Below are 14,706 nucleotides of genomic sequence, written 5' to 3'. Positions count from 1 at the left end.
CGTGGTCATGTTGACACATTGCATGTCGCTATGTAGCGCCGGAAATCACAGTAAGATAGAACTATTTTGTAAACAGGCGTCTTTTTTGTTGGTGCGACGCACCAAAATAGGCGAAAATTACAAAGTTCATGTACAGACTAGTTAATGGGGAGATTATTTATGTCTGAAGTAGTAAAAGCCAAACCTCGTTTTGGGGTCATGCGGCTGATTGATGCGACCGGATATCGGCTGCCGCTTGCCGGTTTCGTGTCGATTCTGCACCGTGCCAGTGGCATGTTGATGTTCTTGCTGATGCCGTTCATTTTGTACTTGCTCGATCAGAGCCTGACATCAGAACTATCATTCGCCGTGCTGAAAAATTTCACTTCAGGCGTTTTTGTGAAACTCATCATTTTGGCGCTTTCCTGGGCTTATCTGCATCATTTTTGTGCGGGTATCCGTCATCTGTTTATGGATCTGCATATCGGCTTAAATAAAGATTCTGCCCGCAAATCGGCGGTAGGTGTCTTTGTCATTAGCTTGCCTTTGACCGCATTGGTTGCCCTGAAATTATTTGGAGTGTTTTAAATGGCAAACGACAATATTGGCCCCAACCGACTGGTAGTCGGTGCGCATTATGGTCTGCGCGACTGGCTGGCGCAGCGCGTTACAGCGATAGTGATGGCTGTATACACTGTTATTTTGTTGGTCTTGTTTTTGACGGGCAATGATTTTAGCTATGAAGCCTGGGCGGGAATCTTTGCTCGCCAATGGTTCAAGCTGGCGACTTTTACCGTATTTGTCGCTTTGTTTTATCACGCCTGGGTCGGTATGCGTGATATCTGGATGGATTATGTAACGCACAATGTCGCTCTGCGCCTTGTGTTTCAAGTTGCCACTATCCTGTGGCTAGTTGCTTGTGTCGGATATACGGCACAGATTTTGTGGAGAGTGTAACCGTGGCAGCAATTAAACCCGCAATTCCATCCCGTCGCTTCGATGCGGTGATCGTTGGCGCAGGTGGCTCCGGCATGCGTGCTTCTCTGCAATTGGCAGAAGCTGGCCTGAACGTCGCTGTTTTGTCTAAAGTTTTTCCAACGCGTTCGCACACAGTGGCAGCGCAAGGCGGTATCGGTGCATCGCTCGGCAATATGTCTGAGGATAACTGGTACTGGCATATGTTCGACACCGTCAAGGGTTCGGATTATCTCGGCGATCAGGATGCGATTGAATTCATGTGTCGCGAAGCACCGAAAGTAGTCTATGAATTAGAACATTTCGGTATGCCTTTCGACCGCAATGCCGACGGCACTATTTATCAGCGTCCATTCGGCGGTCATACTGCAAATTTCGGCGAAAAGCCGGTGCAGCGCGCTTGTGCGGCCGCCGACCGTACTGGTCACGCGCTTTTGCATACGCTGTATCAGCGCAATGTCCGCGCCCGTACTCATTTCTTTGTCGAATGGATGGCGATTGATCTGATCCGCGATGCTGACGGCGATGTATTGGGTGTAGTAGCGCTGGAAATGGAGACCGGCGAAGTCATGATGCTGGAAGCGAAGCAAACCATTTTCGCCACTGGCGGTGCTGGCCGTATCTGGGCTGCATCCACGAACGCTTTTATCAATACCGGTGACGGTATGGGTATGGCGGCACGAGCAGGTTTGCCACTCGAAGATATGGAATTCTGGCAATTTCACCCGACCGGTGTCGCCGGTGCGGGCGTCTTGATTACTGAGGGTGTGCGCGGTGAGGGCGGTATTCTGGTGAATAGCCAGGGCGAGCGCTTCATGGAACGTTATGCCCCGACACTGAAAGATCTGGCGCCGCGCGACTTCGTTTCCCGCTCCATGGATCAGGAAATCAAGGAAGGGCGCGGTTGCGGTCCAAATAAAGATCACGTGATGCTGGATCTGCGTCATATCGGTGCCGACACGATTCAAAAGCGTTTGCCGTCGATCCTGGAAATTGCGCACAAATTTGCCAACGTCGATGCGACCAAAGAGCCTATCCCGGTTGTGCCGACCATCCATTACCAGATGGGCGGTATCCCGACCAATATTTACGGTCAGGTAATTGCGCCGAAAAACGGTAGCAGCGAAATCGTCAACGGCTTATATGCAATCGGTGAGTGCGCTTGCGTTTCTGTGCATGGCGCAAACCGGCTCGGTACCAATTCATTGTTGGATCTGTTGGTATTCGGTCGCGCCGCAGGTAATCATATCGTTGCCAGCAACTTAAAAGCGCGCAGCAATAAAGACCTGCCGGCAGATGCCGCAGATCTGGCCTTGTCCCGTTTAACCAAGTTGGAAACCAGCACCGGTACTGAGCGCGTGCAGGATGTCGCTAATGCGATCCGTAAAACGATGCAATATCACTGCGGCGTATTCCGTACTGACGAATTGTTGCAAGAAGGCGTCAAAGAAATCATGGAATTGGATGAGCGTCGTAAGCATGTTTCGTTCAAAGACAAATCCAAAGTATTCAACACCGCCCGTGTCGAAGCCTTGGAGTTGGATAATTTGATCGAAACCGCAAAAGCGACTATTACATCAGCCGCTGCCCGTAAAGAATCGCGTGGCGCACACGCGCACCGCGATTACGAAAAACGGGATGACGACAATTGGATGAAACACACTTTGTGGTATTCCGAAGGCAATCGCCTCGACTACAAGCCCGTCAATACCAAGCCGCTGACTGTTGAAACCTTCAAGCCAAAAGCTCGTACATTCTAAAGAGATACCACTATGGCACGTACACTGAAATTTAAAATCTATCGCTACGATCCGGACAAGGATGCCAAGCCTTATATGCAGGACTTGACGGTAGAGCTGCAAGATACCGACAAGATGTTGCTGGATGCGCTGCAACGTATCAAAGCCGACGTCGATGATTCGCTGGCGTTGCGCCGTTCATGCCGTGAAGGCGTGTGCGGTTCCGATGCGATGAACATCAACGGCAAGAACGGCCTGGCCTGCACCACCAACCTCAACGAATTGAGCGAGCCTATCGTATTGCGTCCTTTGCCAGGTTTGCCAGTGATCCGCGACCTGATTGTGGACATGACGCAATTCTTCAAGCAATACAATTCGATCAAGCCGTACCTGATGAACGACTCGATTCCGCCTGAGAAAGAACGTCTGCAAACGCCGGCCGAACGCGAAGAGCTGGATGGTTTGTATGAATGTATCTTGTGCGCTTGTTGCTCAACCTCGTGCCCGTCGTTCTGGTGGAATCCGGATAAATTCGTCGGCCCGGCCGGTTTGTTGCAGGCTTACCGCTTCATCGCCGATTCACGCGATCAGGCGACCGGCGAGCGTCTGGACAATCTGGAAGATCCGTATCGTTTGTTCCGCTGCCATACGATCATGAATTGCGTCGATGTGTGTCCAAAAGGTCTGAATCCAACCCGAGCGATTGGCAAAATCAAAGAATTAATGGTGCGCCGCGCAGTATAAGGAAGAGTGCGGTCGGTTTCGCGTTGCTTAGAAATTGACCGCCCTTATTTCATGCAGTTTTTTGAGTGATGCAGATGGCTCATAAGAATTGCATGAAATATGCAAGTAAGTATTGAAAGTATTTATGTCTGAGTCAAAAGTTGATACCCACCAAAGTGATCCGGTCAAGCGAGCCAGGCTACGGTGGCGCGCCAGACGTGGATTGCTGGAAAACGATCTGATATTGACTCGTTTTCTGGATGCCCATGAAGCGTCATTGACCGATGATGAGGTCGACGCCTTCAGCCGCTTGATGGAGTTGTCTGACAATACTTTGATGGACCTGATTCTGGCGAAAAAACAACCAGAAGCCGAAGTTGACCTGCCACATGTGCACGCCTTATTGGCTCGCTTGCAAATAGCCTGAAACAGAAAACGATTTTTCTCTCGCGTTTTTTTGATTAACGACTCACCTCTACATTGAAGGAAGAGCCATGACTAACTCTGAAACAAAAGCAACACTCTCTTTTTCCGATGGTTCCGCATCGTTGGAAATGCCGATTTACAAAGGCTCAGTTGGTCCCGATGTAATTGACATCCGTAAGTTGTATGGCGCTACAGGCATGTTCACCTATGATCCTGGCTTCATGTCAACTGCCGCCTGTAACTCCTCGATTACCTATATCGACGGCGACAAAGGCGAATTGCTGTATCGCGGTTATCCAATCGAGCAATTGGCAGTAAACGGCGGCGATTTCCTGGAAACCTGCTACTTGCTTTTGAATGGCGAACTGCCAAATGCAGCGCAAAAAACCGAATTCGTTGACACTGTGACCAAGCACACCATGGTGCACGAGCAGATGCAATTCTTCTTCCGCGGTTTCCGTCGCGATGCGCACCCTATGTCGGTGTTGGTCGGCACTGTCGGTGCATTGGCATCGTTCTACCATGATTCACTCGACATCAACGACCCACACCATCGTGAAGTGTCGGCGATTCGCCTGATCGCTAAAATGCCAACGCTGGTCGCAATGGCGTATAAATATTCAATCGGTCAGCCGTTTGTATATCCGCGCAATGATTTGTCCTACAGCGCCAATTTCATGCACATGATGTTCTCGACGCCGTGCGAACCATACAAAGTCAATGAAGTGCTGGTTCGTGCCTTGGATCGCATCCTGATCTTGCATGCCGATCACGAGCAAAACGCATCGACATCGACGGTGCGTCTGGCTGGTTCTTCAGGTGCAAATCCGTTTGCCTGTATCGCCGCCGGTATCGCCTGCCTGTGGGGACCTGCCCATGGCGGTGCTAACGAAGCTGCCTTGAGCATGCTCGAAGAGATCGGTAACGTTGACAATATCCCCGAGTTCATCAAGCAAGTGAAAGACAAGAACTCCGGCGTTAAACTGATGGGCTTCGGTCATCGTGTGTATAAAAACTATGATCCGCGTGCCAAGCTGATGCGTGAAACTTGCTATGAAGTGTTGAATGAACTCGGTCTGCAAGACGATCCATTGTTCAAACTCGCAATGGCACTGGAAAAAATTGCGCTGGAAGATGAATACTTTGTTTCCCGTAAGTTGTATCCGAACGTTGACTTCTACTCGGGTATTGTGCAGCGTGCCTTAGGTATTCCAACTTCTTTGTTCACCGGTATTTTTGCGCTGGCACGTACCGTAGGTTGGATTGCTCAATGGAAGGAAATGATTTCTGATCCAGAACAAAAAATTGGTCGCCCGCGCCAATTGTTCGTGGGTTCGCCAAAACGCGATGTGCCGCCAATTGCAAAACGCGGCTAATTGCGAAAGGTATGAAAAAAGCGAGTCGTGAAGACTCGCTTTTTTTTCATGCAATAAATATGCTATGCTTCGCGTCGAATGTGCAATTTTAGATGTAGTTTTATTTTTAATTCAAAAGAGTTATGTTTTTATAAGTAAAAATGACGATTTTGATTTGGGAATAAAGTAGTTTGAAACCAGTCCTTCCCCACAACTTGATGTGCAATCCGCTAACCGGTCAGGCCGTGTCGCGGAAGGTTAGATTAACCCGCTAATCTCGCGAAACGCGAAGAAAGGTGAGCAAGATGATGCAACAATATAACGCCAACTCGTATTTGTTCGGCGGCAATGCGCCCTACGTAGAAGAACTTTACGAAGCGTACCTCAACAATCCCGGTTCCGTACCTGATAACTGGCGTGCGTATTTCGACGCGATGCAGCATGTGCCTGCAGTCGACGGCTCCAGTAAGCCCGACGTTGCCCATGCTCCGGTAATCGCCTCGTTCGCAGAGCGTGCCAAGCAAGGTCCGATTCGTACCGTCAGCGCGACTGCCGATGCCGAAATGGGTCGCAAGCGTGTCGCTGCTCAGCAATTGATCGCCGCTTATCGCTTTTTGGGTAGTCATTGGGCCAATCTTGACCCCCTGCAGCGCCAGGAACGTCCAAGCATTCCTGAGCTGGAACCAAGTTTTTACGGTTTTACCGATGCCGATATGGACATTCAGTTCAATATCAGCAATACCTATTTCGGACCGGAAACCGCATCCCTGCGTGACCTGCTGAATTCCTTGCGCGATACCTATTGCCGTTCTATCGGCGCAGAATTCATGTACATCAGTGACCCGACGGAAAAACGTTGGCTGCAACAAAAGCTCGAATCCATCCGCTCCACACCTGCATTTTCCGCTGAAAAGAAAAAACATATTCTGGATCGCCTGACCGCCGCTGAAGGTCTGGAGCGCTATCTGCATACCCGGTACGTAGGCCAGAAACGCTTCTCGCTGGAAGGTGGCGAAAGTTTTATCGCCTCGATGGATGAGACGATTCAACGCGCCGGTGAACGCGGTGTGGAAGAAATCGTGATCGGTATGGCGCATCGCGGCCGTCTGAACGTTCTCGTGAATACCCTGGGCAAAATGCCGCAGGATTTGTTTGCTGAATTCGAAGGTAAGCATGGCGATGATTTGCCCGCCGGCGACGTAAAGTACCACCAGGGTTTCTCTTCCGATATTTCTACGCCGGGCGGTCCAGTGCATTTATCCCTGGCATTCAACCCATCGCATCTGGAAATCGTCAATCCGGTGGTTGAAGGTTCGGTCAAGGCGCGCATGGAGCGTCGCGGCGACAAAGACGGTTCCCAGGTTCTGCCTATCCTGGTGCACGGCGATGCCGCGTTTGCAGGGCAGGGCGTGGTCATGGAAACACTGAACCTGGCGCAGACCCGCGGCTACGGCACCGGCGGTACCGTGCATATCGTGATTAACAACCAGATCGGTTTCACGACTTCCGATCCACGCGATTCACGCTCCACACTGTATTGCTCCGACGTTGTAAAAATGATCGAAGCACCGGTATTGCACGTGAATGCCGATGATCCGGAAGCCGTGGTATTGGCAACGCAAATCGCCTTGGATTACCGCATGGAATTCAAGAAGGACGTGGTGGTCGATATCATCTGCTACCGTAAATTGGGTCATAACGAGCAAGACACCCCAGCTTTGACACAACCGCTGATGTACAAAAAGATTGCGCAACATCCAGGCACCCGCAAGATGTACGCGGATAAACTGGCCGCGCAGGGCACGATTGCAGCCGATGGCGGCGATCAGATGGTGAAAGCCTTCCGTGATGCGATGGATGCAGGTAAGCACACGGTTGATCCCGTCATTTCCAACTTCAAAAACAAATATGCGGTTGACTGGATTCCATTCCTGAACCGTAAATGGACCGATGCAGCGGATACCGCAGTCCCGGCTTCAGAATTGAAGCGTCTGGCTGAACGTATCACCACAGTGCCAGAAGGCTTCAAGCCGCATAGCCTGGTTGAAAAAGTGCTGGGTGACCGTGCCGCCATGGGCCGCGGCGAGATGAACCTGGATTGGGGCATGGGCGAACATCTGGCCTATGCGTCTCTGGTCGCTTCCGGTTACGCAATTCGCCTGACGGGACAAGATGCCGGTCGCGGTACTTTCGTGCATCGTCACGCTGTATTGCATGATCAGAATCGTGAACGTTGGGACGCCGGCACTTACATTCCTCTGCAAAACATCTCGGACAAGCAGGCGCCATTTACCGTGATTGACTCCGTTTTGTCGGAAGAGGCGGTACTCGGTTTCGAATACGGTTACTCGACCGCAGAGCCGAATACATTGACCATCTGGGAAGCGCAGTTCGGCGATTTCGCCAATGGCGCGCAAGTCGTGATCGATCAGTTCATCAGCTCTGGCGAAGTGAAGTGGGGGCGTGCCTCCGGTCTGGTCATGATGTTGCCGCACGGTTACGAAGGTCAGGGGCCGGAGCATTCATCGGCACGTCCAGAGCGTTTCCTGCAATTGTGTGCCGACAATAATATGCAAGTGGTGCAGCCAACTACGGCAGCACAGATTTTCCACTTGCTGCGTCGCCAGATGATCCGCCAGTTCCGTAAGCCATTGGTGATCATGACGCCGAAATCCTTACTGCGGAATAAAGATGCCGGCTCGCCTTTGTCCGAGTTGGCCAAAGGCAGTTTCCATACGGTCATCGGTGAAGTCGATGAGAAAATCGATGCGAAAAAGGTCAAGCGCGTAATCGCCTGCTCCGGCAAGGTGTATTACGACCTGGTCAATGCTCGTAAAGAGCGCGGTCAGACTGATACGGCGATTATCCGTGTCGAACAGTTGTATCCGTTCCCACACAAGAGTTTCGCAGCAGAACTCAAAAAATTCCCGAATCTGGCGGAATTGGTTTGGGCGCAGGACGAGCCGCAAAATCAGGGACCTTGGTTCCAGATTCAGCACAATATTTTTGAAAGCCTGGATGAAGGTCAAAAACTGGCTTACGCCGGTCGTCCAGCCAGTGCATCGCCAGCAGTCGGTTACTACGACAAGCACTATGCACAACAAAAAGCGCTGCTGGATACGGCATTTTCCAAACTCAAGGGCTACGTCCTGACCAAATAACAATCAATAGTGAAACGTGATGCAGCAGAAGCTGCTGCACCCGATGACTATCCGAAACGGAGAAAAACATGGCAATTATCGAAGTAAAAGTACCGCAGTTATCTGAATCAGTTGCTGAAGCAACTTTGTTGACCTGGCATAAAAAAGTAGGCGAATCCGTTGCTCGCGATGAAAATCTGATCGACGTTGAAACCGACAAAGTCGTTCTCGAATTACCTTGCCCGGAGGCTGGCGTAATCAGCCAAATCCTCAAGGGTGACGGTAGCACCGTTGTCGCAGGTGAAGTGATTGCCATTCTGGATACCGACGGTTCAGCTAAAGTCAGCCCCTTACAAGTCGCTGCGGCACCCGTCGCTACCACTACGGTTGATCCTGTCGCTGCAGCCATCAATAATCTCGCAGCTAAATCCGCTGCAGGCGTTGCCATGCCAGCGGCAGCGAAGATTCTGGCGGAAAATAACCTGTCTGCCAGCGCCGTAGATGGCACAGGTAAAGATGGTCGTGTGACTAAGGGCGATGCCCTGGCAGCCGTAGCTAAGCCAGCCGCACCGGCAGTCGCACCTCTGGCAGCACCGGTCGCCAGCAAGCCAGCGTTACAACAAGTCGCAGCGCCGGTAATGAATCTCGGCGACCGCCCGGAAGAACGCGTGCCGATGAGCCGTTTGCGCGCACGTATTGCAGAACGTCTGGTGCAGTCGCAATCCACGAATGCCATCTTGACGACTTTTAATGAAGTCAATATGCAACCGGTGATCGACCTGCGCAACAAGTACAAGGACAAATTCGAAAAAGAACACGGCGTCAAGCTCGGCTTCATGTCTTTCTTCGTCAAAGCCGCTGTTGCCGCGCTGAAGAAATACCCGATCATCAATGCTTCCGTTGACGGCAACGACATCGTGTATCACGGTTATTTCGACATCGGTATTGCAGTTGGTTCGCCGCGCGGCCTGGTAGTGCCTATCCTGCGCAACGCCGACCAGATGTCGATCGCCGACATCGAGAAAAAAATTGGCGAATTCGGTGCTAAAGCCAAAGACGGTAAATTGACACTGGAAGACCTGACCGGCGGCACTTTCTCGATCTCCAATGGCGGCACCTTCGGCTCCATGCTGTCGACACCGATCATCAACCCGCCGCAATCAGCGATCCTCGGCGTACACGCGACCAAGGACCGTGCGGTAGTGGAAAATGGCCAGATCGTCATTCGTCCGATGAATTATCTGGCGATGTCCTACGATCACCGCATCATCGACGGCCGCGAAGCGGTATTGGGCCTGGTCGCGATGAAAGAAGCGCTGGAAGACCCGGCTCGCCTGTTATTGGATCTGTAATATGAACCTCGCCGACGAAATCAAACGTCTGCACGAATTGCATCAGTCAGGTGCCTTGACTGATGCTGAATTCGCGCAAGCTAAAGCCAAATTATTGGAAAGCCTGACTACGGCAAACGGCAGCAACCCGTCCGCTAGCGGTGCAGGTTCTTCCAGCAATACTTTGTTGACTGATACGGATAAAGCCTATATCCCCCTGAACCAGTTCCGACGCTCGAAATCGGATCAATGGCTGGGCGGTATTTGCGGCGGTTTAGGTAAGTTTACGGGTCTGGAGTCGTGGATCTGGCGTTTGGTATTCGTCTTGTTCTCTTTTTATTTTGGCTCCGGTCTGGTGGCCTATCTGCTGGCATGGATATTCGTGCCGGAAGAAGAGTAAATTTAAAGAGTAGCAACAGAACAAATTAGGAAATTATTCATGAGTAAACAATTTGATGTCGTCGTTATCGGCGGCGGTCCTGGCGGTTATATCGCGGCAATCCGTGCAGCGCAACTGGGCTTTTCCACTGCATGTATCGATGCCTGGACGAATGAAAAAGGCGGCCCGGCACCTGGCGGAACTTGCACCAATGTCGGTTGTATCCCGTCGAAAGCATTGCTGCAATCATCCGAACATTATGAGCATGCCGGTCATGCGTTTGCCGATCACGGTATCGAGGTCAAAGGCCTTGGGCTGGACGTGGCGAAAATGCTGGGTCGCAAAAATACCATCGTGAAACAAAACAATGACGGTATTTTGTTCCTGTTCAAAAAGAACAAGGTTACCTTCTTCCACGGTCTCGGTTCTTTCGTCAAAGCGGATGCGGCCGGCTACGAAATCAAGGTCGCTGGCAAAACAGAAGAAAGCATCACAGGCAAACACATCGTCATCGCCACCGGCTCGAATGCCCGTGCTTTACCCGGTGCTGCGTTTGATGAAACGACTATTTTGTCCAACGACGGTGCATTGAAGATCGCTGGCGTACCGAAAAAACTCGGCGTCATCGGTGCCGGTGTCATCGGCCTGGAAATGGGCAGCGTCTGGCGTCGTCTCGGTGCGGAAGTCACCGTACTCGAAGCGCTGCCAACTTTCCTCGGTGCAGTCGACGAGCAGATCGCGAAAGAAGCGCACAAGCTCTTCGTCAAACAAGGTTTGGCGATCCATCTTGGCGTGAAAATCGGTGAAATCGTCAACGGCGGCAAAGATGTAACCGTCAATTACGCCGATGACAAAGGCGTTGAACATCAAGCGGTGTTCGATAAATTGATCATCTCGATTGGACGCACACCTAACACCAACGGCTTGAATGCGGAAGGCGTAGGCCTGAAGCTCGATGAACGTGGCTTCATCGCAGTCGATGGCGATTGCAAAACCAATCTGCCAAACGTGTGGGCGGTCGGCGACGTGGTACGCGGCCCTATGCTGGCGCACAAGGCTGAAGAAGAAGGTGTTGCGGTCGCTGAACGTATCGCCGGGCAGCACGGTCACGTGAACTTCAACACGATCCCCTGGGTGATTTATACCTCTCCCGAAATCGCCTGGGTTGGCCGTACCGAGCAGCAATTGAAGGCGGATGGCGTCGCTTACAAGGCGGGCACTTTCCCATTCATGGCCAATGGCCGCGCCCGTGCGCTGGGCGATACTTCCGGTATGGTCAAGTTCCTGGCAGATGCGAAAACAGATGAAATTCTCGGTGTCCACATTGTCGGTCCTATGGCCTCTGAGTTGATTGCCGAAGCGGTGGTTGCGATGGAATTCCGTGCCTCTGCGGAAGATATCGCCCGTATTTGCCATGCGCATCCATCCTTGTCGGAAGCGACTAAAGAAGCGGCGTTGGCGGTGGATAAGCGTTCGTTGAATTTCTAAGTTTTTAATTCATATTCATTTTGCAGTTATTCTGCGATTCATGCGCCGCTGATAGGATTATCCTGTCAGCGGCGCGTTCATATTGGTGATGGCGACGGTAGAGAATGAATGTTTTAGAGTTTTATCAAGATGCACTGAATCGCCGCGGGTTTCAATCGGATGCTGCGCAACAGCGTGCCGTCGATCGTCTGCAGCAAGCCTATGACGAATGGGTGCAGTACAAATCCAAGCGCGCCAATAAACTGACCCGACTGATTACCCGCCCGGATGTGCCGCGGGGCGTGTATATGTGGGGTGGGGTGGGGCGGGGTAAATCGTTTTTGATGGACAGTTTCTATTCCGTGGTGCCGGTAGTGCGTAAGACCCGGCTGCATTTCCATGAATTCATGCGTGCCGTGCACCGTCAGCTCGATGAGCTCAAAGGGGTTGCCGATCCGCTCAATGAAGTCGCGCGCAGGATCGCCAAAAAGCATCGCCTGATCTGCTTCGATGAATTTCATGTATCTGACGTGGCAGATGCCATGCTCTTGTATAACTTGCTTAAAGCTTTGTTCGATAACGGGGTATCGTTCGTGATGACCTCGAATTATCAGCCTGAAACTTTGTATCCGGAAGGTTTGCATCGTGATCGTATGCTACCGACGATCGCTTTGATTAAAGAACGCCTGGATGTTTTGAATGTCGATTCAGGCAACGATTATCGTAAGCGTGTGCTGGAGCAGGTGCAGGCTTACCTGCAGCCGCTGAATGCGGCGACCGATCAGGCATTGCGTACGGCTTTTGCCAAAATCGCCGAGACCATCGACGAAGATGTGCGGGTGAATATCGAGGGGCGCGATATCAAAGCCCTACGCCGCGCCGGCAGTGCGGTCTGGTTCGATTTCAACACCCTGTGTGGCGGTCCGCGTTCGCAAAATGATTACCTGGAAATCGCCAGCCGTTTCCATACCGTCATCCTGTCATCGATTCCGCGGATGTCGGCTGCAATGTCCTCTGAGGCGCGCCGGTTTACCTGGCTGATCGATGTGTTTTACGATAACAAGGTGAAATTGATCATGTCTGCCGAAGTCGCTCCTGAAGAACTGTACACTCAAGGTACTTTGTCGAACGAATTCCACCGGACGGTATCGCGTATCATCGAGATGCAATCCAAAGAATATATGGATGCCGATCAGCGCCATATTACGGATGCGATTGTCTGATGCGATTGCGCAGGAGCATTATCCATTCATGAAGGTGTTAAGTATGCTGCTTAAGTTTTTTTTCAAACGTCTACGTCTATTAAATCAATTTTGTGCAATCGCTTTGACGGGCCTATTGAGTATTAGCGTGCAAGCGCAAACTACGGGTACTTCGCTTCAGGATTTATCCGGTGAGATTGCCAGACTCGACTCGCATTATGCGCCGGGCACCATACAAAGCGTGTTGCTGGCCGAGTCGGCGTTAGATGAGGTGCAGCCCTTGCAAAAACAATTGCAAAGCTGGTTCCTGCTTGCCGAGCATGCGTGTTACGACCGCTTTTTTGTCAATGCTTGCCTCGATAATGCCAAGCTGACGCGGCGTAAATACAAGCTGATTTTGCAAAGAGTGTCGCTTGAGGCGAAAGCATTTTTGCGTAAAGACCATATCGAACATCTGGATAATGAATTGAAGCGTAAAAATCACCCGTAATTTGGTAAAAATGGGGGGAGTATGGTCAATAGGACTTACGCAAAAACCAAAACCTCTCACCACAGAGACACGGAACAAAGGCAAGGGAGAAACTCGAACCATGGCCTTTGATAATCGAATGAACCCGCAAGCTGGGCGTGCCTGTTGGCACGAAATGTCTCTGAAAGCCGCATCCAGCCTGCGGATTCAATGTGGCTTGTTGTAGGCAGCTTGTCGTTTTACGGCAGTTCTATTTAAAAATAGTGCCGATTGCGCAGTGTATGTGGGGCGGTTTAAATATACTTTGCCTAAATATCTATATTGAGCGCAAGCGCTGCAATGCTTCCTGTAATGTCTTTTCCTGTTTCGCAAAGCAAAAACGAACGATCCCTGATTCTTTGCCGTGTTGATAAAACGCCGACACCGGAATCGCCGCCACCCCAACTTCGCTGGTCAGCCAGCGTGCAAAATGCAGTTCAGGCTGATCGGAAATCGCTGAATAATCAACGCACTGGAAATAAGTGCCTTGCGCCGGCAGGAGCTTGAAACGGGAACTTGCCAGTCCGTCGCGGAACAAGTCGCGCTTTTGCTGGTAAAACGCGGACAGCTCACTATAGGGTGTCGGATTCGCTAAAAAATGCGCCAGGCCGACTTGCATCGGTGTGTTCACGGTGAAGACATTGAACTGATGCACCTTGCGAAACTCGCGCATCAAGGCTGCCGAGGCGGCGACATAGCCGACCTTCCAGCCGGTCACATGATAGGTTTTGCCGAAACTCGAGATGATGAAGCTGCGTTCAGCGAGTTCTTCGTGCCGGCATAAAGACTCGTGCCGCACACCGTCAAACACCATGTGTTCATAAACTTCGTCTGAGGCAATCAGGATTTTAGTGTCGCGTACGATACTGGCTAATGCCTGAATATCCGTCTCGTTCATAACGGAGCCGGTCGGATTGTGCGGTGAGTTCAGCATGAGCAGACGGGTTTTGCCTGTGATGCTGGCCGCTACTTTATCCCAGGGAATTTTATAGCCCCCAGCTCCCAGTTCCATTGAAACCAAGACCGGCACACCGCCCGCCAGGCGGATAGACGGTACGTAGCTGTCATACGCTGGCTCAATCACGATGACCTCATCGCCTGGGTGCACGCAAGCCAGCAGGATCGTCAAAATGCCCTGGGTTGCGCCGGCGGTAACCGTGATTTCGCTCTCAGCATCATACGGACGGCCATAGATTGCCTTGATCTTGCGCGCGATCTCTGCACGCAACAGCGGTACACCTGCCATCGGCGGATATTGATTATGTCCACCCAGCATGGCCTTGCTGACGGCCTCGACCAGCGCAGGATCGCAATCAAAATCCGGGAAACCCTGACCGAGATTGACCGCATTTTTTTCTGTCGCCAGGGCCGACATGACAGAAAAAATCGTCGTGCCAACCTCCGGCAATTTAGACGCAGGAACCAATGCTGCTGAAGAAGCCGTAACGGATGAAATCATCAATAGTTATAAATAGTTATAAA

The 14,706-nt window shown here is 51.4% G+C and carries 13 protein-coding genes; 12 read left to right on the top strand and 1 reads right to left on the bottom strand.

Annotation, left to right across the window (positions count from 1 at the left end; all coding sequences use genetic code 11):
- The first annotated feature begins 159 nt into the window (after positions 1-159).
- The 12 genes from sdhC (at position 160) to LPB67_RS06650 (ending at position 13,206) form a co-directional block, all read left to right on the top strand.
- Entirely contained in the window at positions 160-567 is a 408-nt protein-coding gene (sdhC, locus tag LPB67_RS06705; RefSeq protein WP_262836339.1) for a succinate dehydrogenase, cytochrome b556 subunit, read from the top strand.
- Entirely contained in the window at positions 568-936 is a 369-nt protein-coding gene (sdhD, locus tag LPB67_RS06700) for a succinate dehydrogenase, hydrophobic membrane anchor protein (protein WP_262836338.1), read from the top strand.
- 2 nt (positions 937-938) lie between these two features.
- Complete coding sequence (gene sdhA, locus LPB67_RS06695; protein WP_262836337.1) at positions 939-2,714, top strand: succinate dehydrogenase flavoprotein subunit; 1,776 nt, start codon at positions 939-941, stop codon at positions 2,712-2,714.
- Positions 2,715-2,726: 12 nt separating this feature from the next.
- Positions 2,727-3,437: a succinate dehydrogenase iron-sulfur subunit gene (locus tag LPB67_RS06690; protein WP_262836336.1), complete on the top strand. Its 711-nt coding sequence runs from the start codon at positions 2,727-2,729 to the stop codon at positions 3,435-3,437.
- Between the two features lie 124 nt (positions 3,438-3,561).
- On the top strand, positions 3,562-3,843 hold the full coding sequence (locus tag LPB67_RS06685; RefSeq protein ID WP_262836335.1) for a succinate dehydrogenase assembly factor 2: 282 nt from the start codon (positions 3,562-3,564) through the stop codon (positions 3,841-3,843).
- A 67-nt stretch (positions 3,844-3,910) separates the two neighbouring features.
- Positions 3,911-5,218 carry a citrate synthase gene (gltA, locus tag LPB67_RS06680; RefSeq protein ID WP_262836334.1) on the top strand — a complete coding sequence of 436 codons (1,308 nt, stop codon included), beginning with the start codon at positions 3,911-3,913 and terminating at the stop codon, positions 5,216-5,218.
- Between the two features lie 284 nt (positions 5,219-5,502).
- Positions 5,503-8,358 (top strand): 2-oxoglutarate dehydrogenase E1 component, encoded by a 2,856-nt coding sequence (locus LPB67_RS06675; protein ID WP_262836332.1) that lies wholly within the window; start codon positions 5,503-5,505, stop codon positions 8,356-8,358.
- A gap of 68 nt (positions 8,359-8,426) precedes the next feature.
- The gene (gene odhB / locus LPB67_RS06670) at positions 8,427-9,689 is read left to right on the top strand and encodes a 2-oxoglutarate dehydrogenase complex dihydrolipoyllysine-residue succinyltransferase (RefSeq protein WP_262836331.1); all 1,263 of its coding nucleotides are present in this window, start codon (positions 8,427-8,429) and stop codon (positions 9,687-9,689) included.
- 1 nt (position 9,690) lies between these two features.
- Positions 9,691-10,068, top strand: a complete 378-nt coding sequence (locus LPB67_RS06665) for a PspC domain-containing protein (RefSeq protein ID WP_262836330.1) — start codon at positions 9,691-9,693, stop codon at positions 10,066-10,068.
- Between the two features lie 39 nt (positions 10,069-10,107).
- Positions 10,108-11,535, top strand: coding sequence for a dihydrolipoyl dehydrogenase (gene lpdA, locus LPB67_RS06660; protein WP_262836328.1), 1,428 nt, complete (start codon positions 10,108-10,110; stop codon positions 11,533-11,535).
- Between the two features lie 104 nt (positions 11,536-11,639).
- Complete coding sequence (gene zapE / locus LPB67_RS06655) at positions 11,640-12,737, top strand: cell division protein ZapE (RefSeq protein WP_262836326.1); 1,098 nt, start codon at positions 11,640-11,642, stop codon at positions 12,735-12,737.
- Positions 12,738-12,864: 127 nt separating this feature from the next.
- Positions 12,865-13,206 carry a hypothetical protein gene (locus LPB67_RS06650; protein WP_262836324.1) on the top strand — a complete coding sequence of 114 codons (342 nt, stop codon included), beginning with the start codon at positions 12,865-12,867 and terminating at the stop codon, positions 13,204-13,206.
- A 295-nt stretch (positions 13,207-13,501) separates the two neighbouring features.
- Here LPB67_RS06650 and LPB67_RS06645 read toward each other — a convergent pair whose 3' ends face one another.
- Positions 13,502-14,683 carry a pyridoxal phosphate-dependent aminotransferase gene (locus LPB67_RS06645; RefSeq protein ID WP_262836323.1) on the bottom strand — a complete coding sequence of 394 codons (1,182 nt, stop codon included), beginning with the start codon at positions 14,681-14,683 and terminating at the stop codon, positions 13,502-13,504.
- Positions 14,684-14,706 lie beyond the last annotated feature (23 nt).

The organism is Undibacterium sp. Jales W-56, assembly GCF_025548535.1.
Lineage (GTDB): Bacteria > Pseudomonadota > Gammaproteobacteria > Burkholderiales > Burkholderiaceae_D > Undibacterium.
This window is presented reverse-complemented; position numbering and strand designations above follow the sequence as displayed.

Bases quoted from the DNA above. Each gene is read 5' to 3' on its own strand.
- LPB67_RS06665 (WP_262836330.1), top strand. From the start codon at position 9,691: ATGAACCTCGCCGACGAAATCAAACGTCTGCACGAATTGCATCAGTCA.
- lpdA (WP_262836328.1), top strand. From the start codon at position 10,108: ATGAGTAAACAATTTGATGTCGTCGTTATCGGCGGCGGTCCTGGCGGT.
- LPB67_RS06675 (WP_262836332.1), top strand. From the start codon at position 5,503: ATGATGCAACAATATAACGCCAACTCGTATTTGTTCGGCGGCAATGCG.
- LPB67_RS06645 (WP_262836323.1), bottom strand. From the start codon at position 14,683: ATGATTTCATCCGTTACGGCTTCTTCAGCAGCATTGGTTCCTGCGTCT.
- odhB (WP_262836331.1), top strand. From the start codon at position 8,427: ATGGCAATTATCGAAGTAAAAGTACCGCAGTTATCTGAATCAGTTGCT.
- LPB67_RS06690 (WP_262836336.1), top strand. From the start codon at position 2,727: ATGGCACGTACACTGAAATTTAAAATCTATCGCTACGATCCGGACAAG.
- gltA (WP_262836334.1), top strand. From the start codon at position 3,911: ATGACTAACTCTGAAACAAAAGCAACACTCTCTTTTTCCGATGGTTCC.
- sdhC (WP_262836339.1), top strand. From the start codon at position 160: ATGTCTGAAGTAGTAAAAGCCAAACCTCGTTTTGGGGTCATGCGGCTG.
- LPB67_RS06685 (WP_262836335.1), top strand. From the start codon at position 3,562: ATGTCTGAGTCAAAAGTTGATACCCACCAAAGTGATCCGGTCAAGCGA.
- sdhD (WP_262836338.1), top strand. From the start codon at position 568: ATGGCAAACGACAATATTGGCCCCAACCGACTGGTAGTCGGTGCGCAT.
- zapE (WP_262836326.1), top strand. From the start codon at position 11,640: ATGAATGTTTTAGAGTTTTATCAAGATGCACTGAATCGCCGCGGGTTT.